Genomic DNA, 17102 nt, shown 5'->3' with positions numbered 1-17102 from the left:
ACATGCGCATTGTGGTTCTGGCCGGCGGCATCGGTGGTGCCCGTTTCCTTCGCGGCCTCAAGCAGGCCGTGCCGGACGCGGAGATCACGGTCGTCGGCAACACCGGTGACGACATCCATCTCTTCGGGCTGAAGGTCTGCCCCGACCTGGACACGGTGATGTACACCCTCGGCGGTGGGATCAACGAGGAGCAGGGCTGGGGGCGTACGGACGAGTCCTTCACCGTCAAGGAGGAGCTCGCGGCGTATGGCGTCGGGCCCGAGTGGTTCGGCCTCGGCGACCGGGACTTCGCGACCCACATCGTCCGCACCCAGATGCTCGGCGCGGGCTACCCGCTGAGCGCCGTCACCGAGGCGCTGTGCGCCCGCTGGCGGCCGGGCGTGCGCCTGCTCCCCATGTCCGACGACCGCGTCGAGACCCACGTGGCCATCGAGGTCGACGGCGAGCGGCGGGCGGTGCACTTCCAGGAGTACTGGGTGAAGCTGCGCGCCTCCGTCGACGCGAAGGCCGTCGTGCCGGTCGGCGCGGAGGCCGCGAAGCCGGCGCCGGGCGTCCTGGAGGCGATCGCGGAGGCGGACCTGATCCTCTTCCCGCCGTCCAACCCGGTCGTGTCCGTCGGCACGATCCTGGCCGTGCCCGGGATCCGCGAGGCGGTCGCCGCGGCCGGGGCGCCGGTCGTGGGCCTCTCCCCCATCGTCGGGGACGCGCCCGTGCGCGGCATGGCCGACAAGGTCCTCGCGGCGGTGGGCGTGGAGTCCACGGCGGCGGCGGTGGCCCGGCACTACGGCTCCGAGCTGCTCGACGGCTGGCTCGTGGACACCGTGGACGCGGGCGCGGTCGCGGACGTCGAGGCGGCGGGCATCGCCTGCCGGGCGGTGCCGCTGATGATGACGGACGTGGACGCGACGGCGGCGATGGCCCGCGAGGCCCTCGCGCTCGCCGAGGAGGTACGCGGGTGACCGCCGGCCCCTCGTACCGGGTCTGGGCGCTGCCCGGGCTGCCCGAGGTGGCGGCCGGGGACGACCTGGCCAAGCTGATCGCCTCCGTCTCCCCGGAGCTCGCCGACGGGGACGTGCTGCTCGTCACCTCCAAGATCGTGAGCAAGGCGGAGGGGCGGGTGGTCGCCGCCGGCGACCGCGAGGAGGCCATCGACGCCGAGACCGTCCGGGTGGTGGCGCGGCGCGGGACCCTGCGGATCGTCGAGAACCGGCAGGGGCTCGTCATGGCCGCCGCCGGGGTCGACGCCTCCAACACCCCCGCCGGGACGGTGCTCCTGCTGCCCGAGGACCCGGACGCCTCGGCCCGCCGGATCCGCGCGGGGCTGCGCGAGGCGCTCGGCGTGGACGTGGGCGTCGTCGTCACGGACACCTTCGGGCGCCCCTGGCGCGGCGGGCTCACGGACGTGGCGATCGGGGCGGCCGGGGTGCGGGTCATGGACGACCTGCGCGGCGGGACCGACGCGCACGGCAACCCGCTGAGCGCGACCGTGGTCGCCACCGCCGACGAACTCGCCGCCGCCGGCGACCTGGTGAAGGGCAAGGCCGCCGGACTCCCGGTGGCCGTCGTCCGGGGCCTGCCGCACGTGGTGGGCGGGGACGGGGAGCCGGGGGCACGCGCGCTCGTGCGGAGCGCCGCCGACGACATGTTCCGGCTGGGCACCTCCGAGGCCGTGCGGGAGGCGGTGACGCTGCGGCGGACCGTACGGGAGTTCACGGCCGAGCCGGTCGATCCGGGGGCGGTGCGGCGCGCGGTCGCCGCGGCCGTGACGGCGCCCGCCCCGCACCACACGACGCCGTGGCGGTTCGTGCTCCTGGAGTCGGCGGAGTCGCGGACGCGGCTGCTCGACGCGATGCGGGAGGCGTGGATCGCGGACCTGCGGCGCGACGGGAAGTCCGAGGAGTCGATCGCGAAGCGGGTCCGGCGCGGGGACATCCTGCGCGACGCGCCCTACCTGGCCGTGCCCTGCCTGGTCATGGACGGCTCCCACCACTACGGCGACCCGCGCCGGGACACCGCCGAGCGCGAGATGTTCCTGGTCGCGGCGGGCGCGGGCGTCCAGAACTTCCTGGTGGCGCTCGCGGGCGAGCGGCTCGGCTCGGCGTGGGTGTCCTCGACGATGTTCTGCCGGGACGTCGTACGGGAGGTCCTCGGCCTGCCGGACGCCTGGGACCCGCTCGGCGCGGTGGCGATCGGCCATCCGGCGGCCCCGCCCCGGGAGCGGGCGGCGCGGACGGCTTCGGAGTTCGTCGAGGTGCGCTGACCCGCCGGCCGGGCCGGGGTCAGAGGGCCGCGATGTTCCCCGGGGTCATCCGGGGCGCCCTGCGGGGCGGGATCCGGCCGCTGAGGAGGATCAGGCGGGCGGCCCGGTGGCGCTGGCCCTCGTAGGGGGCCAGGAGGTCGAGCATGGCCGCGTCGTCGGCCGTGCGGTCGCCCGCGAGGGCCCAGCCGACGATGCCGGGCAGGTGGTAGTCGCCGGTGGTGACCTCGTCGGGGGCGCCGTGGCTGCGCTGGACCACCTCGGCGCTGGTCCAGGGGCCGACGCCCGGGATCAGCTCCAGGCGCCCGCGGGCCCCGGCCGGGTCCATGTCCGCGGCCTCCTCCATGCGGCGGGCCACCCGGCACACGCGCAGGACCGTCGCGGCCCGCTTGTCGTCCACGCCCGCGCGGTGCCACTCCCAGGACGGAATCAGGCTCCACGCGCGCGCGTCCGGCATGACGTGCATGCCCTCGGGTGCCGGGCCCGGCGCCGGCTCCCCGTACGTCCGCACCAGGAGCCGCCAGGCCCGGTACGCCTCGTCCGTCGTGACCTTCTGCTCCAGGATCGACGGGATCAGCGACTCCAGGACCAGGCCGGTGCGGACGAGGCGCAGGCCGGGGCGGCGGCGGTGGACGGCGGCGAGCAGCTTGTGGCGGGGCGTGAAGGCGGCCGGGTCGTCCTCGGCGCCGAGCAGCGCGGGGAGGCGGTCCAGGAGCCACGCGGCGCCCTCGCCCCACGCCTGCGCCTCCGCGACGCCGTCCCGTGCGGTGACGCGGAGGGTCCCCGGGCCCTCGGGCGTCCGGCAGGCCCGCCAGAACGAGCCGTCCCGGGCCGCCCGGTGGGCGGGGTCCGCCGGGCCCCGGCGGAGGGGGCCGAGGGTGAGGCCGAGGTCCGTCCCCGGAGGGAGGGGGAGGGAGCGGGTGCGGGGCGGGGGCCCGGGGGTGCGGCCGGCCGTCCGCGCGGGTGCGGTGGGTCTCTGGGGGAAGCGGCCGGCCATGGGACGAGCGTAGTCGGGCGGGCCCCCGCCCGGCCCCCTACTGGTCCGACGAGAAGCGGACCGTGCCCGCCGGAAGGGTGGCGTCGCACCAGACGCGGATGCCGTCGCGGAGTTCGTTGTCGGCGCCGATCCGGGCGCCGTCGCCGATGACCGCCCCGCTGAGGACCGTGCGCGCGCCTATGCGGGCACCCGCGCCGATCAGGGAGTCGGTGATCACCGCGCCCGGTTCGACGACCGCGCCCGCGAGGAGCGTGGAGCCCGTGATGCGGGCGCCCTCGCCGACCACCGCGTCCGCGCCGACGACCGTGCCGCCGGTCAGCTTGGCGTCCGGCGCGACGCGCGCCGACGGCAGCACCAGGCGGTCGCCGCAGCGGCCCGGGACGGCCGGGGAGGGCGCGCGGCCCAGGACCAGGTCGGCGGAGCCGCGCACGAAGGCCTGCGGGGTGCCGAGGTCCAGCCAGTACGTGGAGTCGACCATGCCCTGGAGGTGGGCGCCGGAGGCCAGGAGCTCCGGGAAGGTCTCGCGCTCCACCGAGACCGGCCGGCCGGTGGGGATGGTGTCGATGACCGAGCGGCGGAAGACGTACGCGCCCGCGTTGATCTGGTCGGTGACGATCTCCTCGGGCGTCTGCGGCTTCTCCAGGAAGGCCGTGACGCGGCCGGTGGGGTCCGTGGGGACGAGGCCGAAGGCCCGCGGGTCGTCGACCCGGGTGAGGTGGAGCGAGACGTCCGCGCCGGAGGAGGCGTGGGTGTCGACGAGGGCCCCGATGTCGAGGCCCGTGAGGATGTCCCCGTTGAAGATGAGGACCGGGTCGTCGGGGCCCGAGCGCAGCCGCGAGGCCACGTTGCGTATCGCGCCGCCGGTGCCCAGCGGCTCCTCCTCGGTGACGTACTCCAGGCTCAGGCCGAGGTCGGAGCCGTCGCCGAAGTGCGGCTCGAAGACCTCGGCCAGGTAGGAGGTGGCGAGCACGATGTGCTCGACGCCGGCGGCGCGGGCGCGGGCGAGCTGGTGCGTCAGGAAGGGGACGCCTGCCGCCGGGACCATGGGCTTGGGCGTGTTGACCGTGAGGGGCCGCAGCCGTGTTCCCTTGCCACCGACCAGGAGGATCGCTTCTGTCACCTTGTCGTCTCTGCTTCCTGTCCGGGGCCGTCGGCACGTCCGTTTTCGGTCGTCCCTGCGATATGACCGGTCAGTTTATGCAGAGGGTTGCCCCGGTGGTCCCCGCTACCTCCCCTGGTACGACGCCGCGCTCGTCCGGGCCGTGCCGAGCTTGCCGTACAGAAGGGATCCGGGACAGTCCGTGGCGAATCCGTCACGGTGTCCGGCGATGGCGTGGAACTTGACCTTCTTGCCCTTCGCGTACAGGTTCCCGCCGCCCGAGGTCAGGGTGACCGATCCCACCGGGTTGATGCCGTGGAGGCCGAGCTTCCAGGCGGTCAGACGGGCGACGGCGGTCACGGAGGCGGCCGGCGGGGCGGTCGTGCTGAAGGTGCCGAGGACGGCGATGCCCATGGTGCTGGTGTTGAACCCGAGGGTGTGGGCGCCGAGCACCGGCTTGTCCACGCCGCCCGCCCGGCCCTCGTAGATGTTTCCGCACTTGTCGACGGCGAAGTTGTAGCCGAAGTCACGCCAGCCGCTGCTCAGGACGTGGTAGCGGTAGATGCTGCGCAGGACGGAGGGCGCCTGGGCGCAGGTGTAGTTGTTGCCGGTGGCGCTGTGGTGGACGAAGGCCGCCTTGATCGTGTTCGTGTAGACGAAGGTCTTCTCGCGGATCGACTCGTCCGCGCCCCAGCCCTTGCGGGTGACGATCGCGGGGCGGGGGCCGATGTACGGCGCGGCCGCGGGCTGCGCCTGGGCCGGTTCCTGCGCCTCGGACCCGGACGCCGGGGTGCGGGGCAGGAACGGAGGCAGGTACGGGGCCACGGCCTCGGCCGCCTCCTTCGACAGGGCCGTGAGCCAGGGCCCGGCGTACGGAGCGAGCGAGAGGGCGGTGGCCGGGACGGTGACGACCGGGGGCAGCGGGGTCTCCGGAGCCACGGCCGTGCGGGTCCTCGGCGGGGCGGCCTCCGCGACCGGTTCCGTGTCCGCGACCGTCTCCGCGGTCCCGTCGGCGACCGGACCGGTGTCCGCGACCGGTTCGGGCTCCGGGCCCGGCTCCGTCTCCAGGACCGGTTCCGTGTCCGGCGCCGTCTCCGGGCCCTCGCCCGGGTCCACGAGTTCCAGGCGCAGGCCGGCCGGGAGCGGCGACGCGCCGCCCGTCCGGCCCGCGTCCGCCCGTACGCGGATCTCGACGCCGTCCGAGTCGCCCACCCACAGCGGGGCCGTGGAGCCGCGGAGCGCCCGGGAGGAGCCCTCCGCGCTGTCCGGGTCGGCCCCGTGCTCGTCGTTGTGGGTCTCCACGTCCTGCCACTCCGACCAGGTGTCCGTGCCGGTGGCCCGGGTGCGGACCTGCACGGTGCCGTGCAGCGGGACCCTGGGGTCGTCCCAGACCACGCCCACGAGCGAGAAGGGCTTGACGTCGCGTCGGGGAAGCCCCTGCTCCCCCGAGCCGCCAGCCCGTGAGGAGGGGCCCAGCGGGGCGAGCGGCAGGGACTGGGTGGAGCCCGGCAGGTCGGGCGCGGGAGGCAGCGCGGAGGCCGCCGGTGGCTGCCCGAGCACCTCGGCCGCCGCGGGCGCGGCGGAGGAGACCGGCAGGGCGAGTACCGCCGCGCAGGTGACGGCGATCGAGGAGGCGAGTGAGGCACGCATGGGCCGATCGTGCGTACCGCCGGGCCGTTCCGCGCGGCGGGACACCGCCCGGAAAGCGGCGGCCGATCGGTCCGACCGGTGGACGGCGTCACCGGTACGGCGGACCCCGGCGGGCCCTCCCGCGTACGCTGTCGGGCGTGAACGCCAGCGACCGCACCCCCGCCGACCTGCTGCGATCCGCGCTCGCCGCGGACCCCGCCCGCCCCTTGGTCACCTTCTACGACGACGCCACCGGTGAACGGGTGGAATTGTCCGTCGCCACCTTCGCCAATTGGGTGGCCAAGACGGCGAACCTGATCCAGGGCGAGCTGTCCGCCGGACCCGGCGACCGGGTCGCGCTGCTGCTGCCCGCGCACTGGCAGACCGCCGTCTGGCTGCTCGCCTGCTCCTCGGTGGGCGTGACCGTCGAGCTCGGCGGCGACCCCTCGGGCGCGGACGTCGTGGTCGCGGGTCCGGAGACCCTTGAGGCGGGTCTCGCCTGCTCCGGGGAGCGGATCGCGCTCTCCCTGGCGCCGCTGGGCCGCCGGTTCCCCGTCGCGCCCGCCGGTTACGCGGACTACGCGGTCGAGGTGCCGAGCCAGGGCGACCGGTTCGCCCCGTTCGTACCGGTCGATCCGGACGCTCCCGCCCTGGTCGTCGACGGTACGGAACGCAGTGGCGTCCAACTCGTCGAGCAGGCCCGGGTGGACGCGGCGACGCTCGGCCTCGGCCCCGGCTCCCGGCTGCTCTCCGGGCTCGGCTACGGGGACTGGACCGGCGTCTCGACCGGTCTGTACGCGCCGCTCGCCGCCGGCGGCTCGGTGGTCCTCTGCCGGAACCTGGACCGGCTCGCGCCCGAGGCGTTCGAGAAGCGGGTGGAGAGCGAGCGGGTGACGGACACCGCCTCCTGAACCCGGCCGTGCCATGAACCCGGCCGCTCCGTGAGCTCCGCCGCGCCATGGGACCCGCTGCCCCCGGCACCCGCCGAACCGCACCCGTTCGGCCCAGCGACGGGCCGGGTCCCCGGGTTCGCGCGCCCGGTCCGGTGGATGATCGGCCGGGGGGAGTCCTCTCCTTCCGCACCACCACGCGTCGGGCCCGGCCGTCCTCCTCCACGACCGGCGGCCGTCCGACGCGCCGCCGACGCCACGAAGGACGGACGCAGACGTGACGGACCGCGCAGGCACGCCCGCCGAACCGGACCCCCCGGCGCCCGGGGACGGGGCGACCGGGGCCACGGGCGCGGAGGACGCGGCGGCCGGCACCCCGGAGGGGCCCGCCCCCGGGAAGCCCCGCCGCCACTGGCTGCGCTGGACGGCCCTCGGCGTCTCGGTCGTCCTGCTCGGCGCGGCCGGGGCGGGCTGGTGGTTCTACCGGAAGCTCGACGGCAACATCACCACGGACACCACCGCCGCCGACGAGCTGCGCAGGTACGAGAAGGAGCGGCCGCCCGCCAACTCCTCGGCCGCCCGGAACATCCTGCTCATCGGCTCGGACACCCGGTCCGGCGAGGGGAACGAGCGGTACGGCAGGGACAAGGGCACCCAGCGCTCCGACACGGTGATCCTGCTGCACCTCGCGGCGGGGAAGCGGAGCGCGACCGCCGTCTCCCTGCCCCGCGACCTGATGGTGACGGTCCCGGGCTGCCGCAAGCCCGACGGGTCCCGCACCCGGGAGCAGTTCGCGCAGTTCAACCTGGCCTTCGAGGTCGGCGGCACGGCCTGCACGATCCGTACCGTCGAGAAGCTGACCGGAACGCGGATCGACCACCACATGGTGATCGACTTCCAGGGCTTCAAGAAGATGGTGGACGCCGTGGACGGGGTGGAGGTCTGCCTCAAGGAGCCCGTGGACGACGCCGACGCGCACCTGAAGCTGCCGGCGGGGCGCCAGACGCTCCACGGGGAGCAGGCCCTCGGTTTCGTACGCGCCCGGAAGTCGCTCGGCAACGGCAGCGACACCGAACGCATGGACCGCCAGCAGCAGTTCCTCGGCGCCCTCGTCAACAAGGTGCAGAGCAACGGGGTGCTGCTGAACCCGGCCCGGCTCTATCCGGTCCTGGACGCGGCCACGAAGTCGATCACGACCGACGCGGGGCTCGACTCGCTGCGGGACCTGTACGACCTGGCGCGCTCGATGCGGGCGATCCCGACCGAGCGGGTGCAGTTCCTCACGGTCCCCCGCCGCCCGTACTCGTACAACGCGAACCGGGACGAACTGGTGCAGCCCGCTGCGGACCAGCTCTTCGAACAGCTGCGGGAGGACGAGCCCGTGGCGGTGGAGCCCGGGGCGAAGGACGAGGAGCGGGAGCCCGAGAACGCGGGGGTGACGCCGAGCCCGGCCCCGACGCCGACGTTCACCGGACGGAACGCGGCGGAGGGCGTGTGCTCCTGACCGGGGGTGCGGCGGGGCGCGGGGCGGGTGGGTAAAGGGTGAACCAAGGGGAGGGGCAAGAGGGATGCGGTTTGAGCGGATTGCCCGGTTGTAAGGCGCGTGGAATTTGTCACGGACGTCGCCCCGCGCTGAACTGGGCGGATAGTGTGACCCGATCCGGTGTACCCCGACCACGTGGTCGTCACACTCACCAGGGATCGAACGACCGAGAAGCGGCGCCCGGGGGGAGGGCGCCTCGCGTGGCACCGACGGAGGACTCGAGTAACCGTGGACGCGCACAGCCGTGGACGGGCGGACGAGATCGACCCCGCCGACCAGTGGGTGCTCAACCCGCAGACGGGCAACTACGAACTGCGACTGGACCGCTCCGCTGGGCAGTCGGCGGCTCCGTCCCGGTCCCACGGCCCCTCCGCCGCGGCCGGGGCCGAGACCTCCGAGGGCGGCACCGCCACCGCCACCGAGACGCCCGTCCCCGGCCAGCGCCGGCGCCGGGTCCCCGAGCAGAGCCGCGGCGGCAAGCAGGCGCCCGCGAGCCGCCGCAGGCCCAAGCAGGGCGCCTCCCGCAAGAAGAAGGTCCTGCTGTGGACCGGCGGCGCGATGGCCTTCGTCCTCGTGGGCGGCGCCACCGGCGCGTACCTGCTCTACAACAAGCTCGACGGCAACATCAGCGTCGTCGACCCGATCGGCGTCGAGGGCAAGGGCTTCCGCAAGGGCGAGGCCTTCAACGTCCTGGTCATCGGCACCGACAAGCGGACCGGCGCGGGCAACAGCGGCTACGGCGACGCCAACAGCCCCGGCCACGCGGACACCACGATCCTCTTCCACGTCGCCAAGGACCGGACGAACGCCACGGCGGTCTCCATCCCGCGCGACCTGGTGACGACGATCCCCGAGTGCCAGACCCGGCAGCCCGACGGGACGGTCCTCACCATCCCCGGCCAGCGGAAGGCCCGCTTCAACGTGAGCCTCGGCCAGGACGGCCGCGACCCCGGCTGCACCATGCGCACCGTCAAGGAGCTGACGGGCGTGGACGTCGACCACTTCATGATGGTCGACTTCAACGCCGTCAAGGAGCTGACCTCGGCCGTCGGCGGCGTGAAGGTCTGCGTCGAGAAGCCGGTGGACGACCCCAAGTCGCACCTGAAGCTCCCGGCCGGCGAGTCGCTCATCGAGGGCGAGCAGGCGCTCGCCTTCGTCCGCACCCGCTCCAGCTTCGGCAACAAGAGCGACCTGGACCGGATCAAGGTCCAGCAGCAGTTCCTGGGGTCGATGATCCGGCAGATGAAGTCGGACGAGACGCTCACCAGCCCGACGAAGCTGCTGAACCTCGCCGAGGCGGCGACCAAGGCGCTCACCGTCGACAAGGGCATAGGGTCCCTCTCCAAGCTCCAGGGCCTGGCCGGGGAACTCTCCGGGATCGACGCGAAGAACATCGCGTTCACGACCCTGCCGGTCATCGACAACCCGGACGAGCCCAAGCCGGTCACCGTGGTGCCGCACCCGACGCTGGCACCGCAGCTCTTCGCCGTCCTGCGGTCCGACACCTCGCTCACCGAGGTGAAGAAGAAGGAGCAGGACGCCAAGAACGCGCAGACGCAGGCGCAGGCCGCGCTCCTCCAGGGCACGCGGGCCACCGCCGCCGACGTGCGCGTCGACGTCTACAACGGCAGCGGCGTCCAGGGGGCGGCCCAGTCGACCCTCAACTGGCTGCAGAACGACCGGGGCGTGCTCCGCTCGACCAACAAGAGCAACGCCCCCGAGAAGGCGGCGACGACCACGCTCACCTACGCACCGAACCAGGCCGATCAGGCCCGCGCGCTCGCGGACATGATGGGTCTGCCCGCCACGGCTCTCAAGCCTGGCACGCAGGACGCCGGGGAACGCGAGCCCATGACGCTCGTCCTCGGCGCCGACTTCAAGGGCGCGGGGGTGCCCGTCAGCGGACCGGTGAAGGCGCCGGACGTCGAGAAGGTAGCAGCCGACCAGCAGGTGTGCGCCAAGTGACCCGGGAACACCGGGACGCGGCGCACGCCTGATTCACGAGGGGACCTGGGGTGGGACAGAAGAGCGTGCGTGGGGAGGGAACGCGGGGAGGCGTGCCGCGCGCCCGGCAACTGGGCTGGGACGACGACCTGCACGGAGCCGGCGAGGCGACCGGCGCCGGGTCCTCCGGGAGGACGGAGTCCGCCGACGGCTCCTCCGGCGGGGAGACCCGCGCGGAACGGCGGCGGGGCGCGGCGGCGGGCGGTGACGCGCGTAGCGGCAACCGCCGCGGCGGCTCGCGGCGGCGCCCCCGGAAGGGCACCGACGGGAAGACCGGCAAGCGCAGGGCGCTGCGCTGGGTGGCGGTCACCCTGGCGGTGCTGATACTCGGGACGGCCGGCGCCGGATACCTGTACTACGAGTACCTGAACGGCAACATCCGCGGCGGCAGCCGCGCGGGCGGCAACAGCGGCGTCAAGAAGGCCGCGCCGAACGCGCTGGGCGACACCCCGCTGAACATCCTCATGATCGGCTCGGACGACCGGAGCAACGAGAAGAACGTCGCCCTGGGCGGCGGCAAGAACGACAGGGACCGCAAGCCGCTGGCCGACGTGCAGATGCTGCTGCACATCTCGGCGGACCGGGAGAACGCCTCGATCGTCTCCATCCCGCGCGACACGGTCGTCCCGATCCCCGAGTGCAAGGACGAGAAGGGCACGACCTTCCCGGCCACGACCAACCGGCCGATCAACGAGAGCCTCCAGCGCGGTGGGCCCGGCTGCACCCTCACCACCTGGGAGAACCTCACCGGGGTCTACGTCGACCACTGGATGATGGTCGACTTCGCCGGCGTCGTGGCGATGGCCGACGAGGTCGGCGGCGTCCCGGTCTGCGTGAAGACCGGCGTCCACGACAAGTCGACCCGGGAGGTGAAGGGCGGCTCCGGCCTGAAGCTGAAGCAGGGCACCACCGAGGTCCAGGGCGAGCAGGCCCTCCAGTGGCTGCGCACCCGGCACGCGTTCGGCAGCGACCAGAACCGCGCCAAGGCCCAGCACATGTACATGAACGGCATGATGAAGAAGCTCCAGAGCCAGAACGCCTGGACCGACACCGGCCGTCTGATGGGCCTGGCCGACACCGCCACGCGGGCCCTCCAGGTCTCCGACGAGATCAAGAGCGTGAAGAAGCTCTTCGACCTGTCGATGCAGCTCAAGAACGTCAAGATCGACCGCCTGACGACGGCCACGATCCCGACGAAGCCCTACCCCGCCAACCCCAACGCGTGGCTGGAGATGGTCCCGGCGTCCGCCGACAAGATGTGGACGATGCTCCGTGACGACGTCGCCTACGACAAGAACGGCGGCAAGCCGAAGCCGACGGCCCCCGCGAAGCCCGCGGTGCCCGCCGACGCCCCCGCCTCCTACGGCGTGACGATCGTCAACGGCACCGACGGCGACGGCGATCCGGCCGTCGAGGGCCGCGCCCGCACGCTGGCCGAGACCCTCCGGGGCAAGGGCTTCACGCAGGCCGAATCCTCCGCGGAGGGAGGCCCCCGCAAGGACACCGTGGTCGTCTACCCCAAGGCCGACGGCGACAAGGGCAAGGCGAACGCCCAGGCGGTGGCCGTGGCCCTCGGACTGCCCGAGTCCGCGGTCCGGATCGACGTGAAGGCCGAGGGCATCAAGCTCATCGTCGGCGCCGACTGGCGCGAGGGCGCGGTCTACAAGAGGCCGACGCACACCGCGGGCGACCTGCCCGAGGGCGCCGACGACAAGGCGGACTGCATGGACGTCTACTCGGTCTACCAGTGGGACGGGAAGAGCTGACCCCGTACCCCCGAACGCGGCGACGGCCGGGCCCCTTCCGGGGTCCGGCCGTCGCCGTTCACACGGACGCGTGCGGTCGTCAGACCGTCTCCGCCTCCCCCGCCGTCACCGCCGGGCGGCGGCTCGCGATGACCCTCTTCGCGAGGGAGCGGGGGCTGGTGAGGAAGCCGTAGCCCCAGGACATGTGCATGGTGGCGAGGGCCACCGGGATTTGGAGGCGCGCCTTGAGGGGAAGCCCCTTGCCCGCCGGGACCGAGCCGGCGGTGATCGCGGCGAGGTAGCCGGCCGGGACCACGAAGCCGAGCGGGGTGACGAGGGCGCCCACGAGCACGCCGGCGGCGATGGCGCAGACGGCGGTCGGCGGGGCCAGGTAGCGGAGGTTGATGGAGCCCTGGTGGTAGCGGGCCACCACGTGGCGCCAACGCCCGTAGTCCTTGTACTGCTTGGCGAGGGCCCTCACCGAGGGCCGGGGGCGGTACTGGACGCGCAGCTCCGGCGAGAACCAGATCAGGCCGCCCGCCTCGCGGATGCGGAAGTTCAGCTCCCAGTCCTGGGCGCGGATGAACTCCACGTTGTAGCCGCCCTGTCGCTCCAGGGCCTCGCGGCGGAAGACGCCCAGGTACACGGTCTCGGCGGGGCCCGCCTCGCCGCCCGTGTGGAAGGCGGCGTTGCCGACGCCGATCTTCGAGGTCATCGCGGCGGCGACCGCGTCCTCCCAGGCGTTCTCGCCCTCGGCGTGCATGATGCCGCCGACGTTCTGCGCGCCGGTCTCCTCCAGGAGCCGCACGGCGGTGGCGATGTAGTTCGGGGAGAGCATCCCGTGGCCGTCGACGCGCACCACGATCGGGTGGCGCGAGGCGCCGATCGCCGCGTTGAGGGCGGCGGGCGTACGGCCGGTGGGGTTCGGCACGGTCTTGACGCGGGGGTCCTCGCGGACGAGCTCGGCGGCGATCTCGTCGGTGCGGTCCGTGGACGGGCCGAGCGCGATCACCACCTCCATCTCGCCGTCGTACTCCTGCTCCAGGATGTGGCGGACGGAGTTGCGCAGGTGCCGCTCCTCGTTGAGGACCGGCATGATCACGGAGACGGGGGGCAGCATGGTTCCTCGGCGGTGCGGGGGGCGTCCCCCGCGAGACGGAGACGGTGTTTTCGTCCGCCACGTTACCGCGAACGGGGGACACGGGTGCGCGCCGCACGGGTGGCGCCCCCTTGCGCTGATCGTATGGGCCTACGGTGCTCACGGCCCCCTTGTCCCACCCGCGAAGGTGTCCGTCCGTGCCCACACCGCACCGCACGCCCCGTCCCCGGCCCGCCGCCCGCCGCGTACCGGCGCGCCGGCCGCGGAGGCGGCCCCGGTGGGGGATGCGGATGGCGACGGCGCTCTCGGTGACGGTCCTCGCGGCGGGCGGGATCGGGCACGCGCTGGTGACCGGCCTGGACACCGGGCTCACCCGCGTCGACCCCTTCAAGGACATGAAGAACCGGCCGCAGGCCGGGCACGGGATGAACGTCCTCGTCGTCGGCACGGACGGCCGGGACCGGATCACCCCGGAGGAGCGGGCGAAGTACCGGCTCGGCGGCGCGCCCTGCAACTGCACCGACACGGTGATGCTGGTGCACATCTCCCAGGACCGGGACCGGGCGAGCGTGGTGAGCCTGCCCCGCGACTCGTACACCGAGATGCCCGAGCACACCGACCTCGTCAGCGGCCAGAAGCACCAGGCGCACCCGGTGAAGCTGAACGCGGCCTACGCGGAGGGCGGGCCCGCGCTGACGGTGCGGACCGTGGAGTCGATGACCGGCGTCAAGATCGACCACTACCTGGAGGTCGACTTCACCAGCTTCATGCGGACCGTGGACGCGGTCGGTGGGGTGCGGATCTGTACGACGAAGCGGCTGAAGGACGCGTACACCGGGCTCGACCTGGCCCCCGGCACCCACGAGCTGGACGGCGGGCGGGCCCTGCAGTACGTGCGCTCCCGGCACATCGACGGGGCCGCCGACATCGGGCGGATGCAGCGGCAGCAGAGGTTCGTGGCGGCGCTCGTCGAGCGGGTGACGAGCGGCGGGGTGCTGCTGAACCCGGTGCGGTTCCGGGCGGTGGCGACGAGCATGCTGAGCTCCGTGCGGGCCGACGAGGGCTTCGGCACGGACCAGATGCTCTCGCTCTCCAAGGCGATGCGCGGCTTCACGCCCGCGTCGTCGGAGTTCATGTCCGTGCCGGTCGGCGACATGAGCTTCCCGGTGAAGGGCATCGGTTCGACGGTGAAGTGGGACGCGGCCAGGGCGCAGCGGCTCTTCCAGGCGCTGCGGGAGGACCGGCCGATTGCCTCGGCGAAGCCGCCGGCCCCGGCGAAGGCGCCGAAGGAGGTCGTGGTGGACGTGAAGCCGGACACGGTCCGGGTGCAGGTCTACAACGGGACCCGGAGGGTCGGCCTCGGCCGGAAGGCCGACGACGCGCTGCGCGGGACCGGCTTCGCCACCACCGGGGCGCCGAGGACGGAGCCGGGGGCGGAGCGGGAGCGCACGGTCGTGGAGTACGACCCGCGCTGGGACCGCTCGGCGAAGTCCCTGGCGGCGGCCCTGCCGGGCGCGGAGCTGAAGGCGGTGGCGGGCAGGGGCGGGACGATGCGGGTGGTCGTGGGGGCGGACTACAAGGGGGTGCGGGCGGTGCGGGCGGAGGAGCCGGAGAAGCCGTTCGAGGCGGTGACGGGGGACCAGGTGGTGTGCCCGTAGACGGACCCGGCCCGCACCTGCACCCGCACCCGCACCCGCAGGCCCCCGTACCCCTCAGTCCTCGTACCCCTCCGCCACGCGCCGTTCCCTCAGCTCCTTGATCGCCTGGCGGCGGGCCAGGCGGTGGGTGCGGCGGATCTGGGCCTCCTGGTTGCGGCGCCGGTCCTTCTCCGTCTCCGGGACGACCTGCGGGACCGGGCGGGGCTTGCCCTCCGCGTCGACGGCCGCGAAGACCAGATAGGCGGAGCCGACCTGGGTGGCGGGCGTCGACTCGTTCCAGCGCTCGGCCATGACCCGCACGCCGACCTCCATCGAGGACCGGCCCGTCCAGTTGACCTGGGCCTTCACGTGCACCAGGTCGCCGACCCTGACCGGCTCCAGGAAGACCATCTCGTCCATGGAGGCGGTCACGGCCGGGCCGCCCGAGTGCCGGCCCGCGACGGCGCCCGCCGCGTCGTCCACCAGCTTCATGATCACGCCGCCGTGCACCGTGCCGAGGAGGTTGGTGTCGTGGCTGGTCATGATGTGGCTGAGGGTGGTGCGGGAGGCCGAGGTGGGCTTGCCCGGGATATCGCCCTGATCTGTCATGCCCTCCACCTTATGCCGGGTCTCCGCGACGCCCCCGTTCGGTCCGCTTTGCATCAGCTTGGCAACAGCACCGCCCCGATCCTCCACCCGGTCTGTCGCCCGGAAACCCCCGCCCGGCACACTGGTCCGCATGAATGACTGGCCCGATGACGGCGGATACGGCCGCGGCCCCGCGAACCCCCAGCCCGAGGGTCCCCGCAGGATGAGCCACGTGCAGCGCCCGCAGGTTCCGCAGCAGCCGCCCCGTTACGACCAGGGCCACAACCCGAGCTTCACGCAGGCGCAGGGCACCGGCTACGACTCCGGCTACAACACCGGGCAGGTCTACGGCGGCGCCCAGGGCGGAGGCGGCGACGGCCGGGGCGGCATCCCCCCGCAGTACACGCCCCGGGGCCCCGGCGGCTCCGGCACCGGCCCCGCCCCGGACTGGCGCAAGCGGATCAAGGTCGGCTCGGTCGTGTTCCTCGTCGCCGTCCTCGCCTGGGGCATCGGCACGTATGCCTGGGCGAGCTCGCAGATGCGCAACGAGGTCGACCTCTCCAAGGTCATCGAGCGCCCCTCCGAGGGCGACTGCACCACGTACCTGATCGTCGGCTCCGACAGCCGCGAGGGCATGTCGGCCGAGGAGAAGAAGAAGCTGCACACCGGCTCCGCCGAGGGCAAGCGGACCGACTCGATGATGATCCTCGCGGCCTGCTCCAGCGGGAACACGATGATCTCGCTGCCCCGCGACTCCTGGGTGACGATCCCCAACTTCGTGGGCTCCGAGTCGGGCAAGGCGTTCCCGGCGCGCGGCGGCTCCAAGCTGAACGCGGCCTACGCGATGGACGGCCCCGAGCTGCTGGTGCGGACCGTGGAGTACAACACCGGGCTGCGCATCGACCACTACGCGGAGATCGGCTTCGCCGGCTTCGCGAACATCGTGGACGCGCTCGGCGGCGTCGAGCTGAACATCGAGAAGGGCTTCAAGGACAAGAAGTCCGGCGCCGACTTCCAGGCCGGCACCCAGACCCTCAACGGCGAGCAGGCCCTGGCCTTCGTCCGGACCCGGTACGCCTTCGCCGAGTCGGACCTCCAGCGGACGAAGAACCAGCAGAAGTTCCTGTCCGCCCTGGCCAACCAGGCGGCGACGCCGGGCACGATCCTCAACCCGTTCGCGCTCTACCCGACGCTGGGCGCCGGTCTGGACACGCTGGTCGTGGACAAGGACATGTCGCTGTACGACCTCGGAAAGATGTTCTTCGCCATGAAGGGCATCAGCGGCGGCGACGGCAGGTCGATGAACATGCCGATCGCGGGCGCCGCGCCGCAGGGCTCCCTGAAGTGGGACATGCCGAAGGTGAAGCAGCTCGTCGAGCAGATCAGGAACGACGAGAAGGTCACGGTCGAGTCGAACCGCTGACCCCGTCGGACGTACGGGAAGGGCGCCCCCGCCCGGTGACGGGGGCGCCCTTCTTCGTGCCTACGGGAGGTTGCGGGCCATGACGATGCGCTGGACCTGGTTGGTGCCTTCGTAGATCTGGGTGATCTTGGCGTCGCGCATCATGCGTTCGACGGGGTAGTCGCGGGTGTAGCCGTAGCCGCCCAGGAGCT

The 17102-nt window shown here is 73.3% G+C and carries 14 protein-coding genes; 8 read left to right on the top strand and 6 right to left on the bottom strand.

Annotation, left to right across the window (positions count from 1 at the left end):
• Positions 1-2: 2 nt before the first annotated feature.
• Complete coding sequence (gene cofD / locus AB0398_RS32780; RefSeq protein WP_366379317.1) at positions 3-959, top strand: 2-phospho-L-lactate transferase; 957 nt, start codon at positions 3-5, stop codon at positions 957-959.
• Entirely contained in the window at positions 956-2260 is a 1305-nt protein-coding gene (locus AB0398_RS32775) for a coenzyme F420-0:L-glutamate ligase (protein ID WP_366379316.1), read from the top strand. Before cofD ends, AB0398_RS32775 begins: the two co-directional genes overlap by 4 nt.
• Positions 2261-2279: 19 nt before the next feature.
• On the opposite strand, the gene AB0398_RS32770 is transcribed toward AB0398_RS32775, so the two are convergent.
• From AB0398_RS32770 to AB0398_RS32760, 3 genes are all read right to left on the bottom strand, one after another.
• Positions 2280-3254, bottom strand: coding sequence for a DNA-3-methyladenine glycosylase 2 family protein (locus AB0398_RS32770; RefSeq protein WP_366379315.1), 975 nt, complete (start codon positions 3252-3254; stop codon positions 2280-2282).
• A 37-nt stretch (positions 3255-3291) separates the two neighbouring features.
• Positions 3292-4374 carry an NDP-sugar synthase gene (locus AB0398_RS32765; RefSeq protein ID WP_366379314.1) on the bottom strand — a complete coding sequence of 361 codons (1083 nt, stop codon included), beginning with the start codon at positions 4372-4374 and terminating at the stop codon, positions 3292-3294.
• A gap of 105 nt (positions 4375-4479) precedes the next feature.
• The gene (locus AB0398_RS32760) at positions 4480-6003 is read right to left on the bottom strand and encodes an N-acetylmuramoyl-L-alanine amidase (RefSeq protein WP_366379313.1); all 1524 of its coding nucleotides are present in this window, start codon (positions 6001-6003) and stop codon (positions 4480-4482) included.
• A gap of 137 nt (positions 6004-6140) precedes the next feature.
• Between AB0398_RS32760 and AB0398_RS32755 the strand changes: the two genes are divergently transcribed.
• The 4 genes from AB0398_RS32755 (at position 6141) to AB0398_RS32740 (ending at position 12185) form a co-directional block, all read left to right on the top strand.
• A complete protein-coding gene (locus AB0398_RS32755; RefSeq protein WP_366379312.1) occupies positions 6141-6893 on the top strand; it encodes a TIGR03089 family protein in 753 nt (250 codons plus the stop codon).
• A 256-nt stretch (positions 6894-7149) separates the two neighbouring features.
• A complete protein-coding gene (locus AB0398_RS32750) occupies positions 7150-8376 on the top strand; it encodes an LCP family protein (protein WP_366379311.1) in 1227 nt (408 codons plus the stop codon).
• Between the two features lie 267 nt (positions 8377-8643).
• Complete coding sequence (locus tag AB0398_RS32745; protein WP_366379310.1) at positions 8644-10380, top strand: LCP family protein; 1737 nt, start codon at positions 8644-8646, stop codon at positions 10378-10380.
• Between the two features lie 92 nt (positions 10381-10472).
• Positions 10473-12185, top strand: a complete 1713-nt coding sequence (locus AB0398_RS32740; protein WP_366379309.1) for an LCP family protein — start codon at positions 10473-10475, stop codon at positions 12183-12185.
• A gap of 79 nt (positions 12186-12264) precedes the next feature.
• Here AB0398_RS32740 and AB0398_RS32735 read toward each other — a convergent pair whose 3' ends face one another.
• The gene (locus AB0398_RS32735; protein WP_366379308.1) at positions 12265-13284 is read right to left on the bottom strand and encodes a glycosyltransferase family 2 protein; all 1020 of its coding nucleotides are present in this window, start codon (positions 13282-13284) and stop codon (positions 12265-12267) included.
• Between the two features lie 263 nt (positions 13285-13547).
• On the opposite strand from AB0398_RS32735, the gene AB0398_RS32730 reads away from it, so the two are divergent.
• Positions 13548-14921 (top strand): LCP family protein, encoded by a 1374-nt coding sequence (locus AB0398_RS32730; protein ID WP_366379307.1) that lies wholly within the window; start codon positions 13548-13550, stop codon positions 14919-14921.
• 54 nt (positions 14922-14975) lie between these two features.
• Here the strand turns inward: AB0398_RS32730 and AB0398_RS32725 are convergent, their stop codons facing one another.
• A complete protein-coding gene (locus tag AB0398_RS32725; protein WP_366379306.1) occupies positions 14976-15509 on the bottom strand; it encodes an acyl-CoA thioesterase in 534 nt (177 codons plus the stop codon).
• 130 nt (positions 15510-15639) lie between these two features.
• Here AB0398_RS32725 and AB0398_RS32720 point away from each other — a divergent pair, with 130 nt between their 5' ends.
• On the top strand, positions 15640-16911 hold the full coding sequence (locus AB0398_RS32720; protein WP_366379305.1) for an LCP family protein: 1272 nt from the start codon (positions 15640-15642) through the stop codon (positions 16909-16911).
• Positions 16912-16971: 60 nt separating this feature from the next.
• On the opposite strand, the gene AB0398_RS32715 is transcribed toward AB0398_RS32720, so the two are convergent.
• The coding region (locus tag AB0398_RS32715; protein WP_277952960.1) for an acyl-CoA dehydrogenase family protein at positions 16972-17102 on the bottom strand (131 nt) is incomplete at its 5' end.

The organism is Streptomyces sp. NPDC086147 (assembly GCF_040702165.1).
In the GTDB taxonomy this organism is placed as follows: Bacteria; Actinomycetota; Actinomycetes; order Streptomycetales; family Streptomycetaceae; genus Streptomyces.
Note: the sequence above shows the minus strand (reverse complement) of the source record. Positions and strands in the feature narration are given on the sequence as shown.